Annotated in this window: 26 protein-coding genes; 11 read left to right on the top strand and 15 right to left on the bottom strand. The window is 67.3% G+C overall.

Annotation, left to right across the window (positions count from 1 at the left end):
- Positions 1-6 precede the first annotated feature (6 nt).
- Positions 7-678: a TetR/AcrR family transcriptional regulator gene (locus DWQ67_RS07180; protein WP_121484887.1), complete on the bottom strand. Its 672-nt coding sequence runs from the start codon at positions 676-678 to the stop codon at positions 7-9.
- Between the two features lie 204 nt (positions 679-882).
- Here DWQ67_RS07180 and DWQ67_RS07175 point away from each other — a divergent pair, with 204 nt between their 5' ends.
- Genes DWQ67_RS07175 through DWQ67_RS07165 form a run of 3 tightly spaced genes read left to right on the top strand, consistent with a single transcriptional unit; the run spans position 883 to position 4,780 of the window.
- Positions 883-2,301, top strand: a complete 1,419-nt coding sequence (locus DWQ67_RS07175; protein WP_121484942.1) for a flavin monoamine oxidase family protein — start codon at positions 883-885, stop codon at positions 2,299-2,301.
- Positions 2,298-3,260, top strand: coding sequence for a universal stress protein (locus tag DWQ67_RS07170; protein WP_121484886.1), 963 nt, complete (start codon positions 2,298-2,300; stop codon positions 3,258-3,260). The genes DWQ67_RS07175 and DWQ67_RS07170 overlap by 4 nt, the downstream gene beginning before the upstream one ends.
- The gene (locus DWQ67_RS07165; protein WP_121484885.1) at positions 3,257-4,780 is read left to right on the top strand and encodes an APC family permease; all 1,524 of its coding nucleotides are present in this window, start codon (positions 3,257-3,259) and stop codon (positions 4,778-4,780) included. Before DWQ67_RS07170 ends, DWQ67_RS07165 begins: the two co-directional genes overlap by 4 nt.
- Positions 4,781-4,869: 89 nt before the next feature.
- On the opposite strand, the gene DWQ67_RS07160 is transcribed toward DWQ67_RS07165, so the two are convergent.
- Positions 4,870-5,361, bottom strand: coding sequence for an SRPBCC family protein (locus DWQ67_RS07160; protein WP_147433644.1), 492 nt, complete (start codon positions 5,359-5,361; stop codon positions 4,870-4,872).
- Between the two features lie 6 nt (positions 5,362-5,367).
- Positions 5,368-6,270, bottom strand: a complete 903-nt coding sequence (locus DWQ67_RS07155; RefSeq protein ID WP_121484883.1) for a VOC family protein — start codon at positions 6,268-6,270, stop codon at positions 5,368-5,370.
- A 143-nt stretch (positions 6,271-6,413) separates the two neighbouring features.
- Between DWQ67_RS07155 and DWQ67_RS07150 the strand changes: the two genes are divergently transcribed.
- The 4 genes from DWQ67_RS07150 (at position 6,414) to DWQ67_RS07135 (ending at position 9,539) form a co-directional block, all read left to right on the top strand.
- Positions 6,414-7,229, top strand: coding sequence for a serine hydrolase domain-containing protein (locus DWQ67_RS07150; RefSeq protein ID WP_121484882.1), 816 nt, complete (start codon positions 6,414-6,416; stop codon positions 7,227-7,229).
- Complete coding sequence (locus DWQ67_RS07145) at positions 7,226-7,879, top strand: class I SAM-dependent methyltransferase (protein ID WP_121484881.1); 654 nt, start codon at positions 7,226-7,228, stop codon at positions 7,877-7,879. The genes DWQ67_RS07150 and DWQ67_RS07145 overlap by 4 nt, the downstream gene beginning before the upstream one ends.
- A 112-nt stretch (positions 7,880-7,991) precedes the next feature.
- The gene (locus tag DWQ67_RS07140) at positions 7,992-9,020 is read left to right on the top strand and encodes a DUF7822 domain-containing protein (protein WP_121484880.1); all 1,029 of its coding nucleotides are present in this window, start codon (positions 7,992-7,994) and stop codon (positions 9,018-9,020) included.
- A gap of 84 nt (positions 9,021-9,104) precedes the next feature.
- Positions 9,105-9,539: a DUF6892 domain-containing protein gene (locus tag DWQ67_RS07135; RefSeq protein ID WP_121484879.1), complete on the top strand. Its 435-nt coding sequence runs from the start codon at positions 9,105-9,107 to the stop codon at positions 9,537-9,539.
- Positions 9,540-9,575: 36 nt separating this feature from the next.
- Here the strand turns inward: DWQ67_RS07135 and DWQ67_RS07130 are convergent, their stop codons facing one another.
- On the bottom strand, positions 9,576-10,355 hold the full coding sequence (locus DWQ67_RS07130) for an alpha/beta fold hydrolase (protein WP_233555958.1): 780 nt from the start codon (positions 10,353-10,355) through the stop codon (positions 9,576-9,578).
- The gene (locus tag DWQ67_RS07125) at positions 10,348-10,602 is read right to left on the bottom strand and encodes a DUF1272 domain-containing protein (protein WP_121484940.1); all 255 of its coding nucleotides are present in this window, start codon (positions 10,600-10,602) and stop codon (positions 10,348-10,350) included. The genes DWQ67_RS07130 and DWQ67_RS07125 overlap by 8 nt, the downstream gene beginning before the upstream one ends.
- Positions 10,603-10,660: 58 nt before the next feature.
- Between DWQ67_RS07125 and DWQ67_RS07120 the strand changes: the two genes are divergently transcribed.
- Entirely contained in the window at positions 10,661-10,774 is a 114-nt protein-coding gene (locus DWQ67_RS07120) for a DUF2332 family protein (RefSeq protein WP_121484878.1), read from the top strand.
- Between the two features lie 34 nt (positions 10,775-10,808).
- Here the strand turns inward: DWQ67_RS07120 and DWQ67_RS14020 are convergent, their stop codons facing one another.
- Both DWQ67_RS14020 and DWQ67_RS14015 read right to left on the bottom strand, forming a co-directional pair.
- Positions 10,809-11,078, bottom strand: coding sequence for a dihydrofolate reductase family protein (locus DWQ67_RS14020; RefSeq protein ID WP_233555957.1), 270 nt, complete (start codon positions 11,076-11,078; stop codon positions 10,809-10,811).
- A gap of 13 nt (positions 11,079-11,091) precedes the next feature.
- The gene (locus tag DWQ67_RS14015; protein WP_233555956.1) at positions 11,092-11,418 is read right to left on the bottom strand and encodes a dihydrofolate reductase family protein; all 327 of its coding nucleotides are present in this window, start codon (positions 11,416-11,418) and stop codon (positions 11,092-11,094) included.
- 71 nt (positions 11,419-11,489) lie between these two features.
- On the opposite strand from DWQ67_RS14015, the gene DWQ67_RS07110 reads away from it, so the two are divergent.
- Complete coding sequence (locus DWQ67_RS07110) at positions 11,490-12,071, top strand: TetR/AcrR family transcriptional regulator (RefSeq protein WP_121484877.1); 582 nt, start codon at positions 11,490-11,492, stop codon at positions 12,069-12,071.
- Between the two features lie 292 nt (positions 12,072-12,363).
- Here the strand turns inward: DWQ67_RS07110 and DWQ67_RS07105 are convergent, their stop codons facing one another.
- Positions 12,364-13,296, bottom strand: coding sequence for a PQQ-dependent sugar dehydrogenase (locus tag DWQ67_RS07105; protein WP_325049618.1), 933 nt, complete (start codon positions 13,294-13,296; stop codon positions 12,364-12,366).
- A 315-nt stretch (positions 13,297-13,611) separates the two neighbouring features.
- On the opposite strand from DWQ67_RS07105, the gene DWQ67_RS07100 reads away from it, so the two are divergent.
- Positions 13,612-14,433: an SDR family NAD(P)-dependent oxidoreductase gene (locus tag DWQ67_RS07100; RefSeq protein WP_233555955.1), complete on the top strand. Its 822-nt coding sequence runs from the start codon at positions 13,612-13,614 to the stop codon at positions 14,431-14,433.
- 3 nt (positions 14,434-14,436) lie between these two features.
- Here the strand turns inward: DWQ67_RS07100 and DWQ67_RS07095 are convergent, their stop codons facing one another.
- The gene (locus tag DWQ67_RS07095; protein ID WP_121484874.1) at positions 14,437-15,423 is read right to left on the bottom strand and encodes a helix-turn-helix transcriptional regulator; all 987 of its coding nucleotides are present in this window, start codon (positions 15,421-15,423) and stop codon (positions 14,437-14,439) included.
- Between the two features lie 99 nt (positions 15,424-15,522).
- On the opposite strand from DWQ67_RS07095, the gene DWQ67_RS07090 reads away from it, so the two are divergent.
- Positions 15,523-16,068: a DinB family protein gene (locus DWQ67_RS07090; RefSeq protein WP_121484873.1), complete on the top strand. Its 546-nt coding sequence runs from the start codon at positions 15,523-15,525 to the stop codon at positions 16,066-16,068.
- A gap of 30 nt (positions 16,069-16,098) precedes the next feature.
- Here DWQ67_RS07090 and DWQ67_RS07085 read toward each other — a convergent pair whose 3' ends face one another.
- The 6 genes from DWQ67_RS07085 to argC form a co-directional block, all read right to left on the bottom strand.
- Positions 16,099-16,638, bottom strand: coding sequence for an arginine repressor (locus DWQ67_RS07085; RefSeq protein ID WP_121484872.1), 540 nt, complete (start codon positions 16,636-16,638; stop codon positions 16,099-16,101).
- Positions 16,635-17,690, bottom strand: coding sequence for an ornithine carbamoyltransferase (gene argF, locus DWQ67_RS07080; protein ID WP_121484871.1), 1,056 nt, complete (start codon positions 17,688-17,690; stop codon positions 16,635-16,637). Before argF ends, DWQ67_RS07085 begins: the two co-directional genes overlap by 4 nt.
- Positions 17,691-19,022, bottom strand: a complete 1,332-nt coding sequence (locus tag DWQ67_RS07075; RefSeq protein WP_121484870.1) for an acetylornithine transaminase — start codon at positions 19,020-19,022, stop codon at positions 17,691-17,693.
- The gene (gene argB / locus DWQ67_RS07070) at positions 19,019-19,981 is read right to left on the bottom strand and encodes an acetylglutamate kinase (protein ID WP_121484869.1); all 963 of its coding nucleotides are present in this window, start codon (positions 19,979-19,981) and stop codon (positions 19,019-19,021) included. The genes DWQ67_RS07075 and argB overlap by 4 nt, the downstream gene beginning before the upstream one ends.
- A 17-nt stretch (positions 19,982-19,998) precedes the next feature.
- Positions 19,999-21,156 (bottom strand): bifunctional glutamate N-acetyltransferase/amino-acid acetyltransferase ArgJ, encoded by a 1,158-nt coding sequence (gene argJ, locus DWQ67_RS07065; protein WP_121484939.1) that lies wholly within the window; start codon positions 21,154-21,156, stop codon positions 19,999-20,001.
- A gap of 62 nt (positions 21,157-21,218) precedes the next feature.
- Positions 21,219-22,250, bottom strand: coding sequence for an N-acetyl-gamma-glutamyl-phosphate reductase (gene argC, locus DWQ67_RS07060; protein WP_121484868.1), 1,032 nt, complete (start codon positions 22,248-22,250; stop codon positions 21,219-21,221).
- Between the last annotated feature and the right edge of the window lie 115 nt (positions 22,251-22,365).

Genomic DNA, 22,365 nt, shown 5'->3' with positions numbered 1-22,365 from the left:
TCTCTCCTAGCTTCGGGCGGGAAGGACGCCAAGCAGGGCATCCAGTCCCAGATCAAAGGCGTCATCGGCGGGGTGGGCGGGAAGCGCGGCGCGCGCGGCAACGGCACCGGCAAAAACGGGGTGGCCCTGCTGGCCGTCCCCAGAATCAAAGATGTCATCCGGCGCGGTCACATCCAGCGCGGAACCAAAGATGAAGGACTCAAAGGCCACAATCACGGACACGATGCGAGTCTGTGGGAGGCCGGCCTGGGCCAGCGCCGTGGCGACCGCCTCGTAGTGGGCCAGGGTCTGCGGCGAGCCGGCCACGGGCAGGCGGGCAATGCCAGCGATCACGTGGGGGTGCGCGGCAAAGACATCCCGGTAGCTGCGCGCCCACGCGGCCATGGCTCGCTGCAGCGGCAGGCGCTGGAAGGCGCTGGAATCAACCTCACCCATGAGCTGTTCCTGGATCGGGATCCACAGCTCCGCCTTGTTCTCCACGTGGTTGTACAGAGCGGACGCCGCGACGCCCAGATCCGTCGCCAGGGCCTTCATGGTCATGGCCTCAAAACCGTGCTGGTCAATCAGCTCCAAGGCGGCGTGCCCAATGACCTCACGGCTGAGGATGGAGCCAGCGGGGCGGCCCGAGCGGCGGCTGCTGGCCGCCTGCGTGCTCGGGGTGCTCTGTGGCTGTGGCACGGGTGCCTCCTCATAGGTGTGCGGCGTCTACCGCGGACGTTCTGAATCATATTCACTTAATGGCGCGTGCCACAAGGGAGAGCTTGCCTGATTTCTTGCGATCTTCAGGCCGTGGGATGGTGTGAGACGCGTCTCTAGGTTACCCTGAAAGTGAACGGCATTCATTTTGATGTTGTACGCAACGCAGCCCACCCGGAGGACACCATGCAGAAGATCGAACGCGACGTCGTGATCGTTGGAGCCGGCCCCGCCGGTTTGACCGCAGCTCTTGAGCTGAAGAAGGCCGGCAAGTCCGTGGCGATCCTCGAGGCTCGCGACCGCGTGGGTGGGCGCACCTGGACGGATCAGATTGGCGGCGCCACCATCGAGATTGGCGGCCAGTGGATCAGCCCGGACCAGACCGGCCTGTACTCGCTCATCAACGAACTCGAGATCGAGACCTACCCCCGTTACAAGGAGGGTGCCTCCGTCTTCATTGATCACGACGGCAAGCGCACCGTGTACACGGGAGAGGACTTCCCGGTCGGCGAGGCCACCGTTGGCGAGATCAACAAGCTCATTGCCCTCATGGACCAGCTGGCCGCTGAGGTGAACCCGGATACCCCGTGGACTCACCCGGACGCCAAGGAACTGGACACCATCTCCTTCCACCACTGGCTTGAGTCCAAGACCACGGACGCCGTGGCCGTGGAGTGCGTTGGCCTGTTCATTGCCGGCGGCATGCTGACCAAGCCCGCCAAGACCTTCTCCGCGCTGCAGGCCCTGCTGATGGCAGCCTCCGCCGGTTCCTTCTCCAACCTGGTGGATGAGGACTTCATTCTTGACCGCCGCATCTCCACCACCATGCAGGGCGTCTCCCTTGCCGTGGCGGAGCGAGTCGGCACCGAGAACATCTACCTGGAGAACCCCATGCTGCGCCTGGAGTGGAGCAAGGACGGCGTGGTGGCCCACGGCAAGGACGTGTCCGTGAGCGCCAAGCGCGTCATCCTGGCGATTCCGCCGAACTTGTACTCCCGCCCCACCTTTGAGCCGCCGCTGCCCCGCTGGCAGCAGATCACCCACCAGCACCAGTCCATGGGCCTGGTCATCAAGGTGCACGCCGTGTACGCCACGCCGTTCTGGCGCGAAAAGGGCCTCTCCGGCACCGGCTTCTCCCCCAGCTCCCTGGTGCAGGAGGTCTACGACAACACCTTCCTTAATGACCCCCGCGGCACCCTGGTTGGCTTCATCTCTGACGAGAAGGCGGACCAGATGTGGGCCCTGGGTGAGGACGAGCGCAAGGCGGCCATCCTCGAGTCCATGGCCGGGTTCCTTGGCGAGGAGACGCTGAGCCCCGAGGTCTTCTACCTCTCCGACTTTGGCGCAGAGGAGTGGACTCGCGGCGCCTACGCCACCAGCTATGACCTGGGCGGCCTGCACCGCTTTGGCCCCACGCAGAACGACGCGGTTGGTCCCATTTACTTCGCCTCCTCAGATCTGGCCGGCGAGGGCTACCAGCACGTGGACGGCGCCGTGCGCATGGGCCGGCGCACCGCGGCCCGCATTGTCGCCGAGTTTGAGGGCACCGAGTACGACGCCAGCTTTGACGGCGCGGAGTCCGCCTTCGGCGCTCTGGCTCGATGAAGTACGTCGTCGGCTACACCGCCGATCGCGGAGGCAAACTGGCGCTAGACCTGGCCAGCAACCTGGCCTACTCCACGCGTGATTCTGCGGACCCGGTGGAGCTGGACCTGGTCATGGTGGTGCGGCACGAGTCGCCCTTCACCGTGGCCGGGCCCGGCGCCGATCCGCAGGGCTTTGAGCAGATCCTTGACACCACCCTGCGCCAGTGGGCCGACGACGCTCTGGCCACGATCCCCGCCGGGGTCACCGGCCGCGTGCTCATCCGGGCAGCGGATTCCGAGGCGGAGGGCATCCTTGCCGCCGCAGACGAGGTGGACGCGCGGATGATCGTGGTGGCGCCGCGCTCTCACGGACTGGGTGGTTCGTTGGGCTCGGTGGCCAACGCCCTGATGCACTCCTCCCCCGTGCCCGTGATGCTGGCCGTGGCCAACTCCACGCCGGAGGAGCCCACGGCCCCTGGCCCGTCCCGGGTCACGGCCTTTGTGGGCACCAAGGCTGGGGCGGACGCGGTGGCGCATGTTGCCGCCGTGACGGCTCAGTATCACCACCTGCCCCTGCGCATCGTCTCGCTCCTGGAGCTGGATCAGGCCCGCGGCCAGGACGCCGCCCAGATTGCCGAGGCGCGCGAGCTGATAGAGGACATTGCCGGCCGCGCCACGCTCTCCTCCGAGGTCGTGGTGGCCCCGGGTCGCAGCCTGGATGAGGCCATCGCCGGGATCGAATGGCGCAAGCACGAGATCGCCATGCTGGGCTCCTCCCGCCTGGGCGGGCGCACCCTTTTCTTGGGTTCCACGGCGCACAAGGTGCTGCGTGCAACACCGGTGCCCGTCGTGGTGGTGCCCCGCGCCCCGCGCACGGTGCCGCACGCGTCGTCGGGCAGTGAAACCGACCCCGAGCCCCGCACCGGCGCCGGTTCCGATAGCGGCAGCGGCCGCCCAACGGCCGGAGGCCAGGCATGAGTGAGAACAGCGAAGGCGGCACCGCCGCCGAGCCCCGCATCTCTGATGAACCAAGCAAGGGCCTGGCCAAGGGCGCCGTGGGAACCGTGGGCCTGGTGGTCATCGGCATCTCCACGATTGCCCCGGCGTACACCCTCACGGCCGCCCTTGGCCCCACGGCCGCTGAGGTGGGCACGCATCTTCCTGCCATCTTCCTGGCCGGCTTTGTGCCGATGCTGCTGGTGGCGCTGGGGTATCGCGAGCTGAATAACCGCATGCCCGACGCCGGCACCACCTTTACGTGGTCAACGCGCGCGTTTGGTCCCTGGCTGGGATGGATGGGTGGCTGGGGGCTGATTGCCGCCACGGTGATTGTGCTCTCCAACCTGGCCGCCGTGGCCACGGACTTCCTGTTCATCATGATCAGCCAGATCGTGGGAGACCCCTCCATCGCGGAGCTCACCACCAATCTGTGGGTCAACATCCCCGTCACCATGGCCTTCCTGGCCGCAGCGGTGTGGATTTCTTACCGCGGTGTGCAGACCACCATGGTGTTCCAGTACGTGCTGGTGGCGTTCCAGATCATTGTGTTGGTGTGGTTCTCCATTGCCGGCTTTGTGCACTTTGGCAATGGCACCGCCTTTGACGCGACGGCGCCGAGTCTGGAGTGGTTTAACCCCTTCGGCGTGGCGGATCTGACGACCTTCACGGCCGGCGTGTCCCTGTCCATCTTCATCTTCTGGGGTTGGGACGTGACCCTCACCATGAATGAGGAGACCAAGGACCCGGCCAAGACGCCTGGGCGCGGCTCCACCATCACGGTGCTGCTCATTCTGGTGCTTTACATGGTGATTGCGTTGTCCGTGATTTCCTTTGCCGGAGTCGGAACAGAGGGGCTTGGGCTCGGTAATCCAGAGAATCAAGAGTCGATTTTCGCGGTGCTGGCCGGGCCCATTATGGGGCCGTTCGCCATCCTGATGTCCATCGCGATTCTGACCTCCTCCGCCTCCTCCTTGCAGTCCACGATGGTGGGCCCGGCGCGCACCTTGCTCTCCATGGGCTTCTTTAAGGCCCTGCCCTCCGCGTTTGGCAAGATCTCGCCGCGCTTCAAGTCCCCCACCGTGGCGACCTTTGCCGCCGGTGCGGCCGCGGGCGTCTTCTACGTGGTCACGCGCCTGCTCTCGGAGAACGCGCTGTGGGACACGGTGACGGCGCTGGGCATGATGGTGTGCTTCTACTACGGCATCACCGCCCTGGCCTGTGTGTGGTGGTTCCGCCGGGAATTCACCCAGAGCGTGCGCAACTTTGTGCTGATGTTCCTCTTCCCGCTGATCGGCGGCCTGACGCTGCTGCTGATGTTCATCAAGACAGCGATTGACTCCATGGACCCCGGCTACGGCTCCGGTTCAAGCATCGGCGGGCTTGGGCTGGTCTTCATCCTGGGGATGGCGATCCTGCTCATCGGCGTGGCCGTCATGATTTACCAGGCCATTCGCCGCCCGGAGTTCTTCCGCGGAAAGACGCTCCCGATGGATCGCTGAGACGGACGCACAAGAGACTGGCCCCTGGCTCCCCTTGCGGGAGGCCGGGGGCCAGTCTCGTGTTCCGTCCTCAGTTCAGCGCCCCGGACTCAGCGCAACGCGTCGGCCGCGAGTTTCAGCTCCAGCACCCAGGCCCGCACGTTTTCGTCGACGGCTGCCCTGCTTGCCTCCGCGTCCAGCCCCAGCCCCGCAAATCCGGTCTCGGTGATGACGATCTCCGTGCCGCGATCCGGCGGTGTGAGCTCGCGCAGGCTAAAGGTCACGATGGTGGCCGGCGCCTGGGTCTCGCCGCCGGTGTGGCTGCCCCGGAAGACGTACTGGGTGGGCGGCACCACGTCCAAGTCCTCAAAGAGAAACTCACCGTGTACCGGGTCCTGCACGTGGTGGCGGCCCGGCTCGGGGGTGGTCAGCACGTGATCCCTCAGTGCGCCGTCGTTCACAAACCATCCGGGCACGGTGACAAAGTCCCAGGCGCGCTGGATGTCGCAGGGCACCGTGGAACGCACCCGGAGCGCGTCAGGATCCCCGACCAGCTCATTCAGAGAACCCGACTGGGCTGGGGGCGGCTGCTGCTGGCTCATCTCCACTCAGAAGTCCGCAATGACGAGCTTTTTCATCTGCATCATGTGTTTGAAAGCATCCGGCCTCTGCATCAACTCGTCCATGTTCGCGGGGACGATCTGCCAGCTCACGCCAAACTTGTCCGCCAGCCAGCCGCACTGCTCCGCCTCCGGTACCGCGCTCATGGCCTCCCAGAAGCGGTCAATCTCCGCCTGATCGGCACAGTCCACCTCCAAGGAGACGCCGCAATCGAAGCCAAAGCCCTCGCCGGCCCCGTTATCCATGGCCGCGAACCACTGCCCGGCCAGTTGGAAGTCGGCGAACATCACGGCGCCTGCCTGCGCCGGGCCGGTCGGCGCCGGGTAGTCGGCAAGGGTCCCGATCCGGGAGTCCTCAAAGAGTGAGGTGTAGAACTCGATGGCCTCGCGGGCCCGGTTCTGTGCCTGAGACCCAAAGAGGATGCTGGGAATGACAAACGGGCGCGGCTCCCCAGCCGGGTCCGTCAGCATCAGCTGCCAGCTCACGCCGTAGCGGTCCTGCACCCAGCCGTAGTGGGCGCTGAAGGGGTACTCCTGCAATGGCATCAGCACGTTGCCGCCTTCAGCGAGTGCGGCCCAGAGCTGGTCAAGGCTGGCCCGGGCACGGTCCGCGTCACCCTCGAAACGGACCGGGTCAAAGTTGAGCATGAAGGAAATAGACGGGTTGGGTGTGAACTCCGGACCCGCGTTGATGAAGGTGAGTCGGTAGTCCTCGATCTCGAGGTTGACCACCAGCGCCTGCCCAGCGAAGTCCTTTTGGAAGTCAAGCAGATCCGTCTCGGGGTAGCGTGCCCCCACGGACGAGGTCGCGTTGGGGAACGCCGAGGCATAGAACTGGCCGGCTTCCTCTGCATTCTTGTTGAACCAAATGTTGGGGATGATCTTCTGCATGGTCGGCTCCTTGTGCGCGCTTCACCTTGCCTGGATGCGTTTGAGCCTACGCGCCAGGCCCCCGCGCCGCGCCCGGGTCTCCTGGAGGGCTTCTCTTCTGACGGCGAAGGACTCCGTCACAGGTCTGAGGCAGACTCAGGTCCATGAGTTGCACGGTTCCGATCTACAGCATCGCCAAGACTTTCACGGCGGTGGCAGCCCTGAGGTCACTCGATCTCGATCTGCCCGTCGGTGACTATGTCGCGAGTCTGCGACCCGACCTTGCCGCGCTGACCTGCCGCGACCTCCTGACCCACCGGTCCGGTGTGAGCGATTACGCCGGGTGGGCGGACTACCGGGCGGCGGTCAAGGCGCGCGAGACGCCCTGGCCGGCGCAGGCCATTCTGGAGCGCGCCGAGGTGGGCAGCCCCGGCAGCTTCCTCTACTCCAACATCGGCTTCCTTCTGCTACGCCAAGCGCTGGAACAGCACCACACAGCACAGTTCTTCGACGTGCTCCAAGACCTTGTCCTCACCCCGCTGGGCATGGCGGCGCGTGCCTTCGCGACGCCGGAGGACTGGAGCCACTGCAACCACCCCGCCATAGACGATCGGCTCAGGACCTACCACCCCGGATGGGTGTACCCGGGCACCTTCGCCGCGGACCCGCAGGAGGCGGCGCGCGGCCTGGCCCTGGTGATGCAGGGCGCCCTCGGAGAGGACGTGGCCCAGGCACTCCGGGCCGGCCGCCTTGTCGGGGCGCCAGCATCTCACCCCATGTCTCCGGCCGCCGGGTATGGACTGGGCGTCATGACCAGCGGCCATCCGATCGACGTGCTGGGCCACGGGGGTCAAGGCCCCGGCTTCACCCTTTTCGCGGCAACATCAGCCGACGGAGCCCGCTGGCACGGCGAGGCCCAGGGCGCAGAGGGCCAGGACACCGACCTCATCCGGCGCTGCCTCACAGCGGTCCGCCCATGAGCGGGCACTCTTGGCGCGCAAGAACTGACCACCGAGCCCGCTGGAATCACAACATCCACTACCACCAGCGCATTCTCGATGCGGTTCCCACCGGGGCCCGTACCGCACTCGATGTGGGGACGGGCGACGGCCTCCTGGCGGCCGAGCTGCGAAGAATCGTGCCCACCGTGACCGGGATCGATCCCGATCCGGTGGTACTCGAATCCGCCCGTCGCCAGAACGTGGAAGTCGAGTGGGTTCAAGGCGATGTGCTGACCCATCCCTTCGAGCCGGCATCTTTCGACGTGGTGGCCTCGGTGGCCACCCTTCATCACCTGCCCCACCTCGAGGTGGCGCTGGCCCGCCTCGCGGAACTCACCGCACCCGGCGGCGTAGTCGCGATCGTGGGTCTAGCCAGGTCAACGCGACCGAGCGATTGGCTGTATGACCTAGCGGGACTCGTTCAGCACAGGCACCTCGCTCGAACGCGCAGGCTCTGGGAGCACTCCGCCGCGACCATGCCGCCAGCCCACAGCTACAGCGACGTCCGGCGCAGCGCGGCCCGGGTCATGCCGACGGCCACGTGGACCCGGCTACCGCTCTGGCGCTATGCGTTGATCTGGACACGACCCAGCGAAGAGGGCCCGACGTCGCCCGCGCAGGACGCCTGAAACGGTCGCCTACCGCTCAGCCGGCGTCAGCGGCGGCGTCGCCCGCGCAGGACGCCTGAAATGCTCGCCCCCTGGGGTATCGGCGGCGCTCGAGCGGCCCTAGAGTGCTGGCATGGCACATCGCAGCTACCTCTACGTCGTCGACGAGATTCCCGGGGAGGCAGCCACCTCGGCAAGGGTCCGCGGGTTGTCCGAGTGGAAAGGGGACGTACCGCTGGTGCACCTGATCCTCATCACCGGGTCACCGCGACTGGTTCCCTCCACGTCGTGGAACGCGCCGACTGTGGCGATCCTTGGCGACTTTGACCAGGGCGTGGCCAACCTGGAGCGGCTCTTTGCGCAGCTGCCCGCAAACGAGGAGACGCAGCGGCAGATCGCCGAGGCGCGCGGGATACTGAGCGATCCCTCGCGGCGCGGTCGATACCTGCTCTTGGAAGTTGCCGAGATCCACCAACTGGGTGTCTCAGATGACCAGAACCCGCACCCCGAGATGCGCGAAGAGGCCGAGCGACTGCTGTACACGTCCGAGGACGAAGTGGATTCGCTCCTCACGTACGCGCTGACCCAATCCGCGGAGAACCTGGCGGAGTTGACCGGCTCGGGGTCCTGGGCCAGGAACCTGTACTACGCACCGGTTGCGCTCCATCCGCCGCCCGCCCCAGCTGCCACGCAATACTGGCAACCGTCGCCGCCTCCGGCCGCGCGGCCCCAGGCTCCCGCCGTGGTCAGCTATCCGTCGGTGCGGCCCGCCAGCGGACAGGTTCCCTGGGGGCTGGGTCTCCTGGCGTTGTTCCCGATCCCCTTCCTGAGTGCGATGTTTGCGGGAGCCCTCATGATCATTCTGGGCCGGACCAAGGCCCGCAGCACACGCATCGGCGAGCAGAACCGCGCCAATGCCGCCAGCTGGGGACTGACCTACCTGCTCTTGACGATCATTCTGGGCACGGCGCATTTCTTGATGCTGTTTCATCTCGACGATGAGTACGGTGAAACGTTTTTTCCCATCGGCATCCCGCTGACGGTCTGGCTGGTGCTTTCCGTGCTCCACATCGTGTTTTGCATCGTGGGGCTCAGCAAGGCCGGGCAGGGCACCGTCTTCACCGCCCCTGCTGTGCCCTTCTTTGGCCCGCGCGGGGAGTGACGTGGGGCCGTGGGCACGTCCGCGACTGCCCCGCCCCGCCCCGGTCCCAGGTAATTTCAAGGCAGGGTAGGAATATTTGCCCCCATGGCTGAGAACTCTGAGTACATCGACTTCGCGGATCCCAACTTCAAGCTCCTGGTCATCGAGGAGCTGATGTATAACCAGCGTGTGCTGTCCCCCATGTTTGAGTTGCAGGAATTCCTGGCCGCGAACGTCGAGCGGGAGCTTGATTTCGCTGGCGGAATCTATGAGCCCATCCCTGAAGTGCTGGAGCACTTCCACAAGCTGCCGATCCCTCGCGAGTTGGCGGACAAGGTGGAGGAGCTCTACCAAGACGGCGGCAACAAGGTGTACATGGCCATCACGCCGCAGTGGGACGGCGAAGACGACACCTTCGTCATCACCGACTTCAGCGATACCCAGCATTTCCCGAACCTACAGTCCCTGACGCTGTTTGGCGTGGACGAAGCCACCCTGGAAGCGCTGCGAAGCAAAGGGCTCGAAGCGGACCTGCTCTAGAGCTGATCTAGCTAGCCGAGGACGGCGTTTCACCGGTCAACCCGGCGAGCATTCGCGCGTTGGCGCGGGCCCAGAGACGTCGCGCCGTCCATGAATCAGCGTGCCGGGGAGATGCTTGATGGTCTCCATGCTTTCGACGAGTGGGACGTAATTGAAGCCTAGGTGCGCCCAATAGTGCGTGGTGAGCCGCGCGAACGCGTGACGATAGGCGTCGTTCTCCCACCTGGGATCGCGGGAGAATCCGCCCGCCCCGATGGACACGTGGGTGTCTTCCCAGAGCGCCCACTCCCAAGACGCGGCATCGCGAACGTCCGGGTCAGCAGAGTTCAGCAGCCGCGAAGATGCCTCCGGGAAAACCGACCCCACCCCCTCTGTCACCCAATCCACCTCTTGCTTGCTCGTCGTTGTGACGGCAACCAGAACCATGGACAGCACGCGCAGTGGGTGGGCTTGTGCATAGGCAAGGGCCAGCGTTGACCCCCACGAAACCCCGTTGAGGATCCATGCGTGTACGCCTCGGTCCCTGCGCAGAGCCTCAATGTCACGGATCAGATGCGCCGTGGTGTTTGCCTCCAGCGACGTCTCCGGCTCAGAAGCATGCGGGGTGGAACGCCCACAGCCGCGCTGTTCAAAGCCAATGACACGGGTTCGGGTCAGGTCAAAGCGCGCGCGGTATCCGCTCGCTCCCAACGTGCCGCCCGGGCCACCGTGCAGGTACAACGCCGGTACGCCATCTGCCGCACCCCATTCCTCCCAATACATGTACTGCCCATCCCCGACGTCCAGCATGCCCTGCAGGCGGGGAGTCTCAGCCACGAACGGGGAATCGATCACGGCAATCCGCGGACAGGACACGGTGCTTACTCGCCGGCGACGAGCGCAGTGCGGCAAGCGGGCGTGTGGGGCGGCGTTGCAGGTCTCCGCCGCAGTTGGGGCATGCGCGCTCCGGGAAGCGCCCCACGCAGCTGGGGCACCAGGTGCATTCAAAGGTGCAGATGTATGCCTCCGCGTCCGGGGCAAGGTCCCCGTTGCAGCACTCGCAGTTCGGCCGTATCTCAAGCATGATCCCCACCGTAGAGGAGGCGAGCACCACGGGGTAGGGCCAGCGGTGGCGGGCCGGTATGGACCTCAACCAGCTCGACCCGACTAACGAGGAGCAGGTCTCCTGGTTGGAGACGCTGGTCTGGCCGAAATACGATCAGCGAAGGCCGAACACTTCTCGCGAAGGACGATAGTCCGCTCGCCCTCGTTGGGCCCCCACGGGCAGAGCTACACGGCGCTCACTTCGTCGCCTTCCTGAGCACCCAGGGCACGCCCGTACTCCTCGATGACCACGCCGGATTCGAAGGTCCGAGACCGGGTATGGGTGAACGCGCGTGCCTCGAACGGGGCGGCGCCAAAGAGCGGAACGCCAGAGCCAAAGACGAGCGGATTCCGCTTCAGGACCAGCCGGTCAATCTGTGGCAACAGGGCTCCAGCGAGGTCCCCGCCGCCGCAGAGCCACATGTCCAGCGCGTCTTGGCTCTTGAGCTCACGCACCGTGGCGACGGGATCAGGGGTCAGGGGTCAGGGAGATGGCAGGGTCCACCGTGCGCGCCTGCCGGCTCGCCACGATCTGGTGCAGATGCGGGTAGGGGCTAGCGATCCCGACATCGAGCGCCGGGGTCAGCGTCTTCCACCCCATGATGACGGTGTCGAAACGTGTGCGTGGAGGGTCAATTCCCAGGGCGGACAGCACGTGCCCCGGAAGCGCGTCGGCGTACTCGCCCATCACCGCTTCCATGTGGTCCCCCTCCACTGGGAAGGCTTCAAAGCCCCCGCTCGGGTCGGCGATGAATCCATCAAGGCTGACGGCGACGTAATAGACCAGTTCACGCATGATGCTCCCATCACAACAGGTGTCGTACTTCAAACTACAACAGATGTCGTGGTTCAGGTAGCCTCGGGTCCATGGCTAGAAACGACGGCAGACGATCCACGCTCGCGGACGCGGGAATCCGGGTGCTCGCGGAGAGCGGGGCGCGTGGACTGACGCACCGAGCGGTCGACGCCGCTGCCGGCACCCCCCGCGGCACCGCCTCCAACTACTTCCCCACGCGGGACGAGCTGATCGCGGCGCTGGTGGACCGCATCTCGGAGCGCCTCACACCTGATCCGGCCACCGTGGCTGCACGTAGCCAGCAGCCAGCCGACCGCGCGACGTTCACCGAGTACCTGCGGGACCTGGTTGGCCGCCTCAGCACGGATCCACACGTGCCCATCGCGCTCTTCGAGTTGCGCCTCGAGGCATCCCGACGCCCGGCGGTGGCGGCGGTACTCGGCGCTTGGCGTCAGCGGGCGTTCGAGGAGGACGTTGCGTTCAACGAGCGCGCGGGCCTGCCGGGCGGGCGGACGGAGATTGCCCTGCTCCACTACGCGATCGACGGCCTCATGCTGGACCGCCTCACTATTCCGCTTGAGACGGGGCTCCCCACGGATGAGGCCGTGAACCAGTTGGTTGCGCGGCTGCTCGCCGACTCCCCGGCAAGCTAAGGTGCACGGAACTTTTTACCCCATCCTGCTCCTGCCGCGCTGGCGTACGCCGCCCTCGGCGGGCCCGTACGCCGGCTGGGGCTCATCACTCCCCCGTCGACGTGGCTCACCAGGAGTGGCGTCGACATCGCGGAGTTGGCGGCGCCACGCGCGGGTCGGCGCGAATGACCTGCTGACCGGGAATCGGCCTGTTCGCGAGCTTGCCACCCTGTTCAGCCGGGGCAGCGTTGAGATGATCAAGGACTGCGGGCACTACCCCTGGGTGGAGCGGCCGTTGCCTTGGCCGCGCCGGTCACGCCGGCGGGGTCAGCCGCAGGATGCGGTCATCGTCCGGCCCGGCTTGGCCACGGCCGTCCGTGTTGTTTGTCAGCACCCACAACGATCCGTCCGGAGCCACGGCTACGTCTCGCAGGCGCCCGTACTGACCCACGAGGTGCTCCCTCGAGGAGCCGGCGTCTGTCAGCGGGACCTGTCGCAGCCGCTCGCCGCGCAGATTCGCGATCCAGATGCTCCCGTCCGCTATGGCCATGCCGCTGGGGCTGGCAGCTTCCGGGGCCCACTGCTGAACCGGGTTTTCATAGCGCTCGTCGCTGGCGATGCCCTCCACCTCCGGCCAGCCGTAGTTGGCGCCTGCCTTAATGACATTGAGCTCGTCCCAGGTGTTCTGCCCAAACTCGGACGCGTACATGGTTCCGTTCTCCGCCCACGCCAATCCCTGGGGATTGCGATGCCCCAGGCTGTAGACCGGAGAGCCCTCAAAGGGATTGTCCTGAGGAACCTTTCCATCCGGGGTCAGGCGCAGAATTTTGCCGGAGAGGCTTTCTCGCTCCTGAGCATCGGAGCTGTTCCCCGCGTCCCCCACCGTCACGTACAGCATCTTGTCCGGCCCAAACGCGATGCGGCCGCCGTTGTGGACGCCCGCCGCAGGCAAATCCTCCACGATGGTCTCCGTCTCGCCAAGGCCCAGGTTGCCGGGCTCGCCGGTGAGATCAAAGCGCTCAATGCGATTCTCTTCTCCGGCCGTGAAGTAGGCATAGAGAGAGTCCTCGAACACCGCGATGCCCAGCAGCCCACCCTCGCCGGCCGCCGTCGAGCCCTCGATGGAACCGACCTCCCGCGCCTTGCCGTCCACGAGTTCAAGGATCTTGCCAGAGTCCCGCGCGCTCACCAGCGCCGTTTTGCCGTGGAACGCGATGGACCAGGGGGCCTCCAGCCCCACCGCCACGTCGCTGACACTCCCAGCGCTGGAGCTGCCGCCGACAGATGGCGAGCCCGCCGCCGTCGAGCCCGGACTGCCGGAGGCCTGCGGCTTCGGAGCCGTTGCGCACCCGGACAACAGCGCTGCCGCGACCCCAACCCCCGCTAGTCCCGCGGCTCCGCGGCGAAGCGCGCCCTTCCTGCTGCCGATGCTTGCCATGGTGATCCTTCCGACGGAACCTGCTTGTCCTCAAAGGTAGGGCGTTGGCGGCCCGCAAGGGAGTCTCTCTGAGTACCCCCATGAGCGCCCACCCTCCGAAACCGGCTTCGCTACGATGCACACATGAGACCACCCCAGACTTGGATGATCACCGGAGCCAACCGCGGCCTGGGCCGCGCGCTCACGCTGGCCGCGCTGGAGGCGGGACACCGCGTGGTCGCGACGGTGCGGGGCGAGCATTCACTGCCTCCACACGAACGGCTGTCGGTGCAGGTGCTGGACGTGCGAGATCCGAACGCCGCACGCGCGGCGGTGCAGCGGGCCGCCGCTGAGTCCGGGCGCCTCGATGTCCTCGTGAACAACGCCGGCTACGGGCTGATTGGCGCCATCGAGGAGGCCACGGAGGAGGAGGCCCGGGCCATCGTGGACACAAACCTGCTGGGCCCGCTGTGGCTCAGCCAGGCGGCAATCCCGATCATGCGAGCCCAAGGTGCGGGGCACATCGTGCAGATTTCCACCGTGGGGGCGGTCGGCACCATGCCGACGCTGGGTCTCTACAACTCCACGAAATGGGGCCTGGAGGCGTTCAGCGAGGCGCTGGCCGCGGAGGTCAAGGAGTTTGGCCTCCGCGTCTCCCTCATTGAGCCCGGTGCTCTCGATACCGACTGGGCCGGCTCCAGCATGCGGTTCAGCTCCCCGGATTCTGCTTACGATCCCCTGCGAACCCAGCTCTTCGGGACGGCGCAGGTGCCCTGGCCCCAGTGCGAGCCCAGCGGTGGCACCTCGCCTGCGGAGGCGGCGAGCGCGATCCTTGCCCACGTGGCGGATCCGCAGGACGAGCGGCTGCGGGTCTTGGTGGGCGACGACGCTCCGGTTCAGGTGCGCGCGGCACTCACCCTCCGTTTGGCGGACTATGCCCGCGACGAACGCTTCCCGAAGGAGTAGCACTCACCACCGTGGCGCGTCGGGGAGATCAGCGGACTCTCCCCGCCCAGCCCGGCCCACCCGATCCGCTAGCTCGCGCGTGGCGGCCAGCACCGCGTCGTCGCCCAGGACCGTGTACTGGAAGGGGATCCGGGCCAGCCACCACGCCGACTCCACCGCGTCGGTGGCGCCGGAGAGCAGTTCCGTCTCCTCTCCCCAGCCTGGGCTGAGCTGCCCGGCGCGCCGGCCAAGCTCCTGCTCCACCGCGGCGAGCGGCGCGTGGATCCGCACCCGGATCTGGTGCCTCCAGGCCGCAGGCGGGGCGGGGCGTTTTGCCCGTTCCAGCGCCTCTTGCAGCCCTGGGCGTGGCCGGAACTGCCACGTAGTGGGTGCCGCCTGATCCAGACGGTCCAGGCGAAAGGTGCGCCAGTCATTGCGGTGCAGGTCAAAGGCAGTGAGCCGCCACCCGCCGGCCGTTGACGTGAGCCGGTGCGGCTCCACCTCCCGCGCACTCTCCTCACCGTGCCGATCGCGGTAGTCAAAGCGCAACCGGACGGTCCGGCGAATCGCGTCTGCACACACCAGCAGCGCGCCCGCATCAGCACTCGGCGCGTCCGCCTCCCCCAGATCCATGGCGGCGCGCAGGCCGTTGACGCGGAAGCGCAGGGCGCCTGGCATCACGGCGTCGATCTTGCCGAGGGCGCTCAGTGCGGCCTCCGGATCCACACCGCGTTGACCGCGCGCGGCCATGCTCAGCGCCAGTGTCACGGCCGTGGCCTCGCGCTCATCCAACAGCAGCGGCGGCAGCACCTGCCCCCGTCCCAGCGAATAGCCGCCCTCCGCCCCCGCGTCAGACTCCACGGTGTACCCCAGGCTGCGCAGGCGCTCGACGTCGCGGCGTACCGTTCGCGTGCTCACGCCCAGTTTCTGGGCCAGTTCCGGCCCGCTCCACACCGCGCGCGCCTGCATCAGGCCTAAGAGCTGCAGCGCCCTGCTGGTCGGATCCGTCATGGCACCATCATGCCCCGACTGCGGACAGAATCTGTCCGCTATGGCCTGCACACTGGGCTGACGCACGAACAATCCGACTCACCAACAAAGGACACGACCATGGGCTTCCTGACCCCCAACGCCAGCGGCGAGCACGCCGTCCTCAAGACCTACACCCTGCAGCAGTTGGCACAAATCCGCACCACCGTGGTGGGCCTGAGCGACGAACAGGCGCACTCCACCCCCACGGCCTCAACGCTGAACCTCACGGGGTTGGTGCGCCACGCCGGCGAGGTGGCCGTGTTTTGGTCAGGGGCCGCTGCGGCCGCCCCCAACACCCCCACGTTCCCGGACGGTTTTGAGGACAACGACATGGAGACGCTCATGGCCAACGCCGAGTCGCTCGAGGACACGCTGGCCTACTTTGATCGCTGCGTTGCCCTCGCCACGGAACAGATCGACGCCGCGACGGACCTGAGCGCGCTGGTGCCGGTTCCGCAGGCCCCGTGGTTCCCGGCGGAGCTCACGCACTGGGAGGCCCGCTGGGCGCTGGCCCACATCGCCACGGAGGTGGCCAGGCACACGGGGCACGCGGACATCATCCGCGAGAGCATCGATGGCAAGGGCTCCTACGAGCTCAACGATCTGGCGGACGCCGAGCGCTAAACGCACGGCGATCCCGCCAGCGCAACTGGGTCACACGCCGTCGGCCCACTCCAGGAACCGGGCGGCGACATCCGCGCCGCCGTCCGCGGCACGGGTGATCACCATGACCGTGTCATCGCCGGCAATGGTGCCAAGCACGGCGGGAATGACCGAGTGATCGATGGACTGCGCCAGGAAGTTCGCGGCGCCTGGCGGAGTGTGCAGCACCACCAGATTGGCGCTGGCCTCCGCAGCCACCAAGAGTTCCCCGCAGAGTCGCAGCAGCCGCGCGTCCAGCGCCTCGGCGTCCGGCTCGCGGGAGATCCCGGCCAGTTCCTCGTCACCGCGCAGCGCGTACACATGCGCGCCGTCGCCACCACGCACCCTCGTGGCGCCCAGGTCTAACAGGTCCCGCGAGAGCGTGCCCTGCGTGACCTGAATGCCCTCGCCGGCCAAGAGCCCCGCCAGCTCCGCCTGGGAACGCACCGCCCGCGTGCTTAGCAGGGCGCGGATGCGCGCCTGCCTGGCGATCTTGGTGCTGGGAGCGGACACGATGTTCCGGGAACCCCCTGGCGAGGCGGGGAGACTCATCGCGAGCCGGCCCCGCCCGGCGCGCCCGAATCTGCCGCGCCGGCGTGCGCCGCAGAGGATTCTGCGGGTGCATCTGAGTCTGCGGGCAGGTCCGCGGACAGCCCGGATTCATCCAGCAGGAAGGTCAGCAGCGCCTTCTGCGCGTGCAGCCGGTTCTCTGCCTCGTCCCAGACCACGGACTGCGGGCCATCAATCACGTCTGCGGAGATCTCGTAACCGCGATAGGCGGGAAGGCAATGCAGCACAATCGCATCATCCGCGGCGTGCTTCATGGCCGCGGAGTCAACGGAGTACTCGGTGAAGAGCTGCTGGCGCTGCGCCTTTTCCTCCTCTTGCCCCATGGACACCCAGGTATCCGTCGCCACCACATCCGCGCCGGCCAGCGCCTGCGCCGCGTCCGTGGTGACGAGCACCGAACCGCCGGTCTGGGCGGCGCGCTCGCGGGCCGCGGCAACCACATCCTCCCGCGGCAGAAAGCCCTCGGGACCGGCGATGCGCACGTGCATGCCCGCCGTCACGCCGCCTAGCAGGTAGGAGTTGGCCATGTTGTTGGCCGCGTCCCCCAAATACGTCATGGTGAGCCCGGCCAGCTGGCCCTTGTGCTCACGCACGGTCTGCAGATCCGCCAGGATTTGGCACGGGTGGTAATCATCCGTGAGCGCATTGATGACGGGAATGCTGGAGTGCGCGGCCAGCTCCTCCAACTGATCCTGCCCAAAGGTCCGCCACACCACGGCGGAGAGCATGCGGGAGAAGACCTTGGCGGAGTCCGCGACCGTCTCCTTGTGCCCCAGCTGGGACTCGCCCGGGTTGATGATCAGCGGGTTCCCGCCCAGGTCCGCCACCCCGGCGGAGAAGGACAGGCGCGTGCGCGTGCTGGTCTTGTCGAAGATGATCGCGACCGTGCGCGGCCCGGCCAACGGCGAGCGCGCCCAGCGCTCCGCCTTCAGCGCGGCGGCCAGGTCAAGAACCTTGGCCTGCTCCGCTGGGCTCAGGTCCGTGTCCACCAAGAAGTGGCGGACGGGGCGGGTGGCGGGTGCGGGGGTGGACATTCAGGCCTCCTGGCCGGCGTTGGGGTGAGCGGCGTGTGCGATGAGTGCTGGGAGGGCATCCACGAAGGTGGAGAGCTGCTCCCGGGTGATGATCAGCGGCGGGGCGAGCCGGACGGTGTCCGGTCCGGTGGCGTTGATGATGAAGCCCGCCTCGAGTCCGGCCCGCACTATCAGGGGCGCCAGCCCGTTCTCCACGTGAATGCCCACCAGCAGGCCGCGGCCGTGGACGCCAAGCACGCCGTCCACTCCACGTAGCTGCTCCGTGAGCCAGAGCCCGGTCACCCGGGCATGCTCCACGAGCCCCTCCTGCTCAATCACATGCAAGGTGGCCAGGGCGGCGGCGGTGGCCACCGGGTTTCCGCCAAAGGTGGTGCCGTGTTGGCCCGGGGTCAGCAGGGCGGAGACCTGGGCGCCCATGGTGATCATGGCGCCAATGGGAATGCCGCCGCCCAGCCCCTTGGCCAGGGTGATGGCATCCGGAAGCACGCCCTCTGAGGCAAACCAGGAGCCGGTGCGGCCCACGCCGGTTTGGACCTCGTCCACGATCATGAGGGCGCCGGCCTGCGTGGTGACCTCTCGCACCGCCTCCAGGTATCCGTCCGGGAGCGGAAGCACCCCGGCCTCGCCCTGAATGGGTTCCACGATGACCGCTTGAACCGTGTGATCCACCGCAGCGCGCAACGCCTCCACGTCCCCGGCGGGAATCCATTCCACTCCCCCGGGCAGGGGCTCAAAGGGCTCGCGGTAGGCGAGCTTCCAGGTCATGGACAGCGCGCCGGCGGTGCGCCCGTGGAAGGCATGCTCCAGGGCGATGATGCGGGTGCGCGGGGCCTGATCGGTGCCGCGATTGCGCCGGGCCAGTTTAAAGGCCGCCTCATTGGCCTCCGCCCCGGAGTTCGCGAAGAACACGTGGGAGCCGGAGGGCGCGTGGGCCAAGGACAGCAGCCGCTCCGCGAGCGCGATCTGCGTGGGCGAGGCAAAGAAGTTGGAGACGTGGCCTAGCGTGGCCAGCTGGCTGGAGACCACCGAGGTCAGGAACGGGTGGGCGTGGCCCAGGACGTTGACGGCGATGCCGCCGAGCAGATCAAGGTAAGCCTTGCCGTCCGCGTCCCACACCGTGGCGCCCTGCCCGCGCACCAGCACGCGCTGCGGCGTGCCAAAGACACCCAACAGCGAGGCATCGTAGCGGCGCAGCAGCTCATCGCCGCGCAGCCCGGTCAGCGAGGCAAGGTCCTCGCGACGGAACGTGTCGGCGGCACCGCCGACAGCGGCGTCGGGCAGTGTGTGCTGGCCCTGATTCTCGCGAGGCTCCTGCCGGTGCGCGCCGCTCATGCCGGGCCCTCCTCGGAATCAAGCTCCGTCTCCGGAACCACCTGCGTGCCCACGCCGGCGGAGGTGAAGATCTCCAGGAGCATGGTGTGGGGCTGGCGCCCATCCACGATGTGTGCGCGCGGCACGCCGGCATCCAGGGCCGCCAGGCACGCCTGCATCTTGGGGATCATGCCTGACTGCAGGCTGGGAAGCATGCGGCGCAGTTCCCCCGCATCCAGCGAGGAGATGAGGCTGGAGCGGTCCGGCCAGTTGGCGTACAGCCCCTCCACATCGGTGAGGATCACCAACTTGGAGGCGCCGAGCGCGCCGGCCAGTGCGGCCGCCGCGGTGTCCGCGTTCACGTTGAGCACCTCGCCGGTCGGCTTGCCTGCGGCGTCAATCTCCGGTGCAACGGTGGAGATGACGGGGATGCGGCCGGCCTCGATGAGGTCCTCCACCGCGGTGGGGTCCACCCCGGTCACCTCACCCACCAGGCCAAGGTCAACGGGCTCGCCGTCCACAACAGTGCCCACGCGGGCGGCGCGCAACAGGCGCCCGTCCTCGCCGGAGAGCCCCACGGCGTAACGGCCGTGTTCGTTAATCAGGCCCACCAATTCCCGGCCCACCTGGCCGGTAAGCACCATGCGGACCACGTCCATGGCCTCCGGGGTGGTGACGCGCAGACCCCCACGGAACTCGGAGGCCACGCCCAGCCGGTCCAGCATGGTGTTGATCTGCGGCCCGCCACCGTGCACCACCACAGGGTGGATCCCGGCGTGATGGAGAAAGACGATGTCCTCCGCGAAGGCGCGGCGCAGTTGGTCATCCACCATGGCGTTGCCGCCGTACTTGATGACCATGCGGGTGCCTGCAAAGCGGCGGATCCAGGGCAGGGCCTCCACGAGCGCCTCTGCCTTGCGCAGTGCCGTGGCCAGACGCTGGGATTGTTCCAGGGGGTCAATCTCGTTGTGATTCTTCATGATGTCTTTTCCGCGACTCAGCTGGAGTACGCCGAGTTCTCTTCCACGTAGTCATGTGTGAGGTCGTTGGTCCAGATGGTGGCCTGGGAGGACCCCGCGCCAAGGTCAATGGTCACCAGCACATCCCTGGAGGAGGCCAGGTCCACCAGCGAGCGGTCCTCTCCCACGCCGCCGCGGCGGCAGACCTGGACGCCGTTGATGGCCACGTTCAGGTCCTGTGCCTCAAAGGCGGCCTGGGTGGTACCCACGGCGGAGAGCACCCGCCCCCAGTTTGGGTCATTGCCAAAGATGGCGGTCTTGAACAGATTTGAACGGGCCACCGATTTGGATACCTCCAGGGCGTCCTCCACGCTGGCGGCATTGATGGTGTTGATGGCGATGTCGTGGCTGGCACCCTCGGCATCCGCGAGCAGCTGCAGGGCCAGGTCAGTGCAGAGCCCGGCCAGCAGCTCAGTGAACTCCGCCTGGTCCGGCGTGACGCCAGACGCGCCGGAGGCCATCAGCACCACCGTGTCATTGGTGGACATGCAGCCATCGGAATCCGCCCGGTCAAAACTCACGCCGGTCGCGGCGCGCAACGCCACGTCCAACTGCCCGGGGTTCAGCGCCGCATCCGTGGTGATGACCACCAACATGGTGGCCAGCGCCGGCGCCAGCATGCCCGCCCCCTTGGCCATGCCGCCCAGGGTGTAGCCGGAGCCGGTGCGCACGGCCTGCTTGGGCACCGTATCCGTGGTCATGATGGACGCCGCTGCATCCGGGCCGCCATCCTCGCTCAGCACAGAGATGGCCTGGGTGGCGCCGCCCAGAAGCTTATCCATGGGCAGGCGCTCGCCAATCAGGCCCGTGGAGCACACCACCACGTCCGTGGCGGAGAGGCCGAGCTGCGCGGCCACCTCCTCCGCGGTGCGGTGCGTATCTTGGAACCCCTCCGGGCCGGTGCACGCGTTGGCGCCGCCGGAGTTCAGGATCACGGCGTCCACGCGGCCGTCCTTGACCACCTCACGGGACCAGTGCACGGGCGCGGCCGCCACGCGATTGGCGGTAAACACGGCGGCGGCGGCCTGTGCGGGGCCGTCGTTGACCACCACGGCGAGGTCCGGCTTGCCGGAGGCCTTCAGGCCCGCAGTCACGCCGGCCGCGCGGAAGCCCGCCGCGGCCGTGACGCCCTGCAGCGCAGCGGCCTCCGCGGCGGAGGTGTGCGGGGGCTGGGGCAGTTGTTCCGGGGTGAAGGCGCTCACGGTGCCATTCCTTCCAGTTCTAGGCCAAGGGTCTCTGGCAGGCCGAGGGCAATATTCATGGACTGCACGGCGCCGCCGGCCGTGCCCTTGGTGAGGTTGTCAATCACGCAGGTGACAATCACACGTCCCACGTGCGGGTCAACGGCCAGCTGCATCTGCGCGTGATTGGAGCCTTGGACGTGCTTGGTCTGGGGCCACTGCCCCTGCGGCAACACGTGCACAAAGGGCTCGTTCGCGTAGGCGGCCTGCCAGGCAGCGTGGACCTGCTCCGCGTCGACGCCTGGCTTAAGGCGGGCGGTTGCGGTGGTCAGGATCCCGCGCGGCATGGGCGCCAGCGTCGGGGTAAAGGACACGGACACTGCTTCACCGGCCAACGCGGAGAAGCCCTGCTCCATCTCCGGGGTGTGGCGGTGGCCGCCTCCCACGCCGTAGGGGCTCATGCCTCCCATGACCTCAGAACCGAGCAGGTGCGTCTTGGCGGACTTGCCCGCCCCCGAGGTTCCGGAGGCCGCGACGATGACCACGTCGCGCGGTTCCAGGAGCCCCGCGGCGAAGCCTGGCGCCAGGGCCAGCTGCGCGCTCGTGGGGTAGCAACCCGGCACGGCGATGCGCTTGGCGCCGCTCAGCGCGGCCCGATGCCCCGGCAACTCCGGCAAGCCGTACGGCCAGGAGCCCGCGTGCGGGGTGCCGTAGAACTTTTCCCACGCCAACGGATCCACCAAGCGGTGGTCCGCACCGGCGTCGATCACCAGGGTCTCGGGACCTAATTGCGCGGCCACTGCGGCAGACGCGCCGTGAGGCAGGGCCAAGAACACGACGTCGTGCCCTGCCAAGACCTGCGCCGTGGTGTCCTCTAACACCCGATCCGCCAGGCTGTGTAGGTGCGGCTGTAGCGACCCCAGCCGCTGGCCGGCGTTGGAGTGGGCGGTAATGGCCCCAATCCGGACCTCCGGGTGATGCGCCAGGAGGCGCAACACCTCCCCGCCTGCATATCCACTCGCGCCTGAAACGGCTACCGTCAACGTCATAAAGCAATCCTACGCCCGCGTATGCAACCCGGCTAATAACTATGTCAGTGCGTCTAGCTGAGGCCAGCCCCCGCGCCATCCGCGCCCTCTCCAGCCACCCCTTCAGCCCCAAGGA

This window comes from Galactobacter caseinivorans (assembly GCF_003640665.1).
GTDB lineage: Bacteria > Actinomycetota > Actinomycetes > Actinomycetales > Micrococcaceae > Galactobacter > Galactobacter caseinivorans.
Note: the sequence above shows the minus strand (reverse complement) of the source record. Positions and strands in the feature narration are given on the sequence as shown.

What these genes read in the sequence shown, in the direction of transcription:
- DWQ67_RS07175 (WP_121484942.1), top strand. Translation starts at nt 883, where the DNA reads ATGCAGAAGATCGAACGCGACGTCGTGATCGTTGGAGCCGGCCCCGCC.
- DWQ67_RS07170 (WP_121484886.1), top strand. Translation starts at nt 2,298, where the DNA reads ATGAAGTACGTCGTCGGCTACACCGCCGATCGCGGAGGCAAACTGGCG.
- DWQ67_RS07165 (WP_121484885.1), top strand. Translation starts at nt 3,257, where the DNA reads ATGAGTGAGAACAGCGAAGGCGGCACCGCCGCCGAGCCCCGCATCTCT.
- DWQ67_RS07160 (WP_147433644.1), bottom strand. Translation starts at nt 5,361, where the DNA reads ATGAGCCAGCAGCAGCCGCCCCCAGCCCAGTCGGGTTCTCTGAATGAG.
- DWQ67_RS07155 (WP_121484883.1), bottom strand. Translation starts at nt 6,270, where the DNA reads ATGCAGAAGATCATCCCCAACATTTGGTTCAACAAGAATGCAGAGGAA.
- DWQ67_RS07150 (WP_121484882.1), top strand. Translation starts at nt 6,414, where the DNA reads ATGAGTTGCACGGTTCCGATCTACAGCATCGCCAAGACTTTCACGGCG.
- DWQ67_RS07145 (WP_121484881.1), top strand. Translation starts at nt 7,226, where the DNA reads ATGAGCGGGCACTCTTGGCGCGCAAGAACTGACCACCGAGCCCGCTGG.
- DWQ67_RS07140 (WP_121484880.1), top strand. Translation starts at nt 7,992, where the DNA reads ATGGCACATCGCAGCTACCTCTACGTCGTCGACGAGATTCCCGGGGAG.
- DWQ67_RS07135 (WP_121484879.1), top strand. Translation starts at nt 9,105, where the DNA reads ATGGCTGAGAACTCTGAGTACATCGACTTCGCGGATCCCAACTTCAAG.
- DWQ67_RS07125 (WP_121484940.1), bottom strand. Translation starts at nt 10,602, where the DNA reads ATGCTTGAGATACGGCCGAACTGCGAGTGCTGCAACGGGGACCTTGCC.
- DWQ67_RS07120 (WP_121484878.1), top strand. Translation starts at nt 10,661, where the DNA reads ATGGACCTCAACCAGCTCGACCCGACTAACGAGGAGCAGGTCTCCTGG.
- DWQ67_RS14015 (WP_233555956.1), bottom strand. Translation starts at nt 11,418, where the DNA reads ATGCGTGAACTGGTCTATTACGTCGCCGTCAGCCTTGATGGATTCATC.
- DWQ67_RS07110 (WP_121484877.1), top strand. Translation starts at nt 11,490, where the DNA reads ATGGCTAGAAACGACGGCAGACGATCCACGCTCGCGGACGCGGGAATC.
- DWQ67_RS07100 (WP_233555955.1), top strand. Translation starts at nt 13,612, where the DNA reads ATGAGACCACCCCAGACTTGGATGATCACCGGAGCCAACCGCGGCCTG.
- DWQ67_RS07095 (WP_121484874.1), bottom strand. Translation starts at nt 15,423, where the DNA reads ATGACGGATCCGACCAGCAGGGCGCTGCAGCTCTTAGGCCTGATGCAG.
- DWQ67_RS07090 (WP_121484873.1), top strand. Translation starts at nt 15,523, where the DNA reads ATGGGCTTCCTGACCCCCAACGCCAGCGGCGAGCACGCCGTCCTCAAG.
- DWQ67_RS07085 (WP_121484872.1), bottom strand. Translation starts at nt 16,638, where the DNA reads ATGAGTCTCCCCGCCTCGCCAGGGGGTTCCCGGAACATCGTGTCCGCT.
- argF (WP_121484871.1), bottom strand. Translation starts at nt 17,690, where the DNA reads ATGTCCACCCCCGCACCCGCCACCCGCCCCGTCCGCCACTTCTTGGTG.
- DWQ67_RS07075 (WP_121484870.1), bottom strand. Translation starts at nt 19,022, where the DNA reads ATGAGCGGCGCGCACCGGCAGGAGCCTCGCGAGAATCAGGGCCAGCAC.
- argB (WP_121484869.1), bottom strand. Translation starts at nt 19,981, where the DNA reads ATGAAGAATCACAACGAGATTGACCCCCTGGAACAATCCCAGCGTCTG.
- argC (WP_121484868.1), bottom strand. Translation starts at nt 22,250, where the DNA reads ATGACGTTGACGGTAGCCGTTTCAGGCGCGAGTGGATATGCAGGCGGG.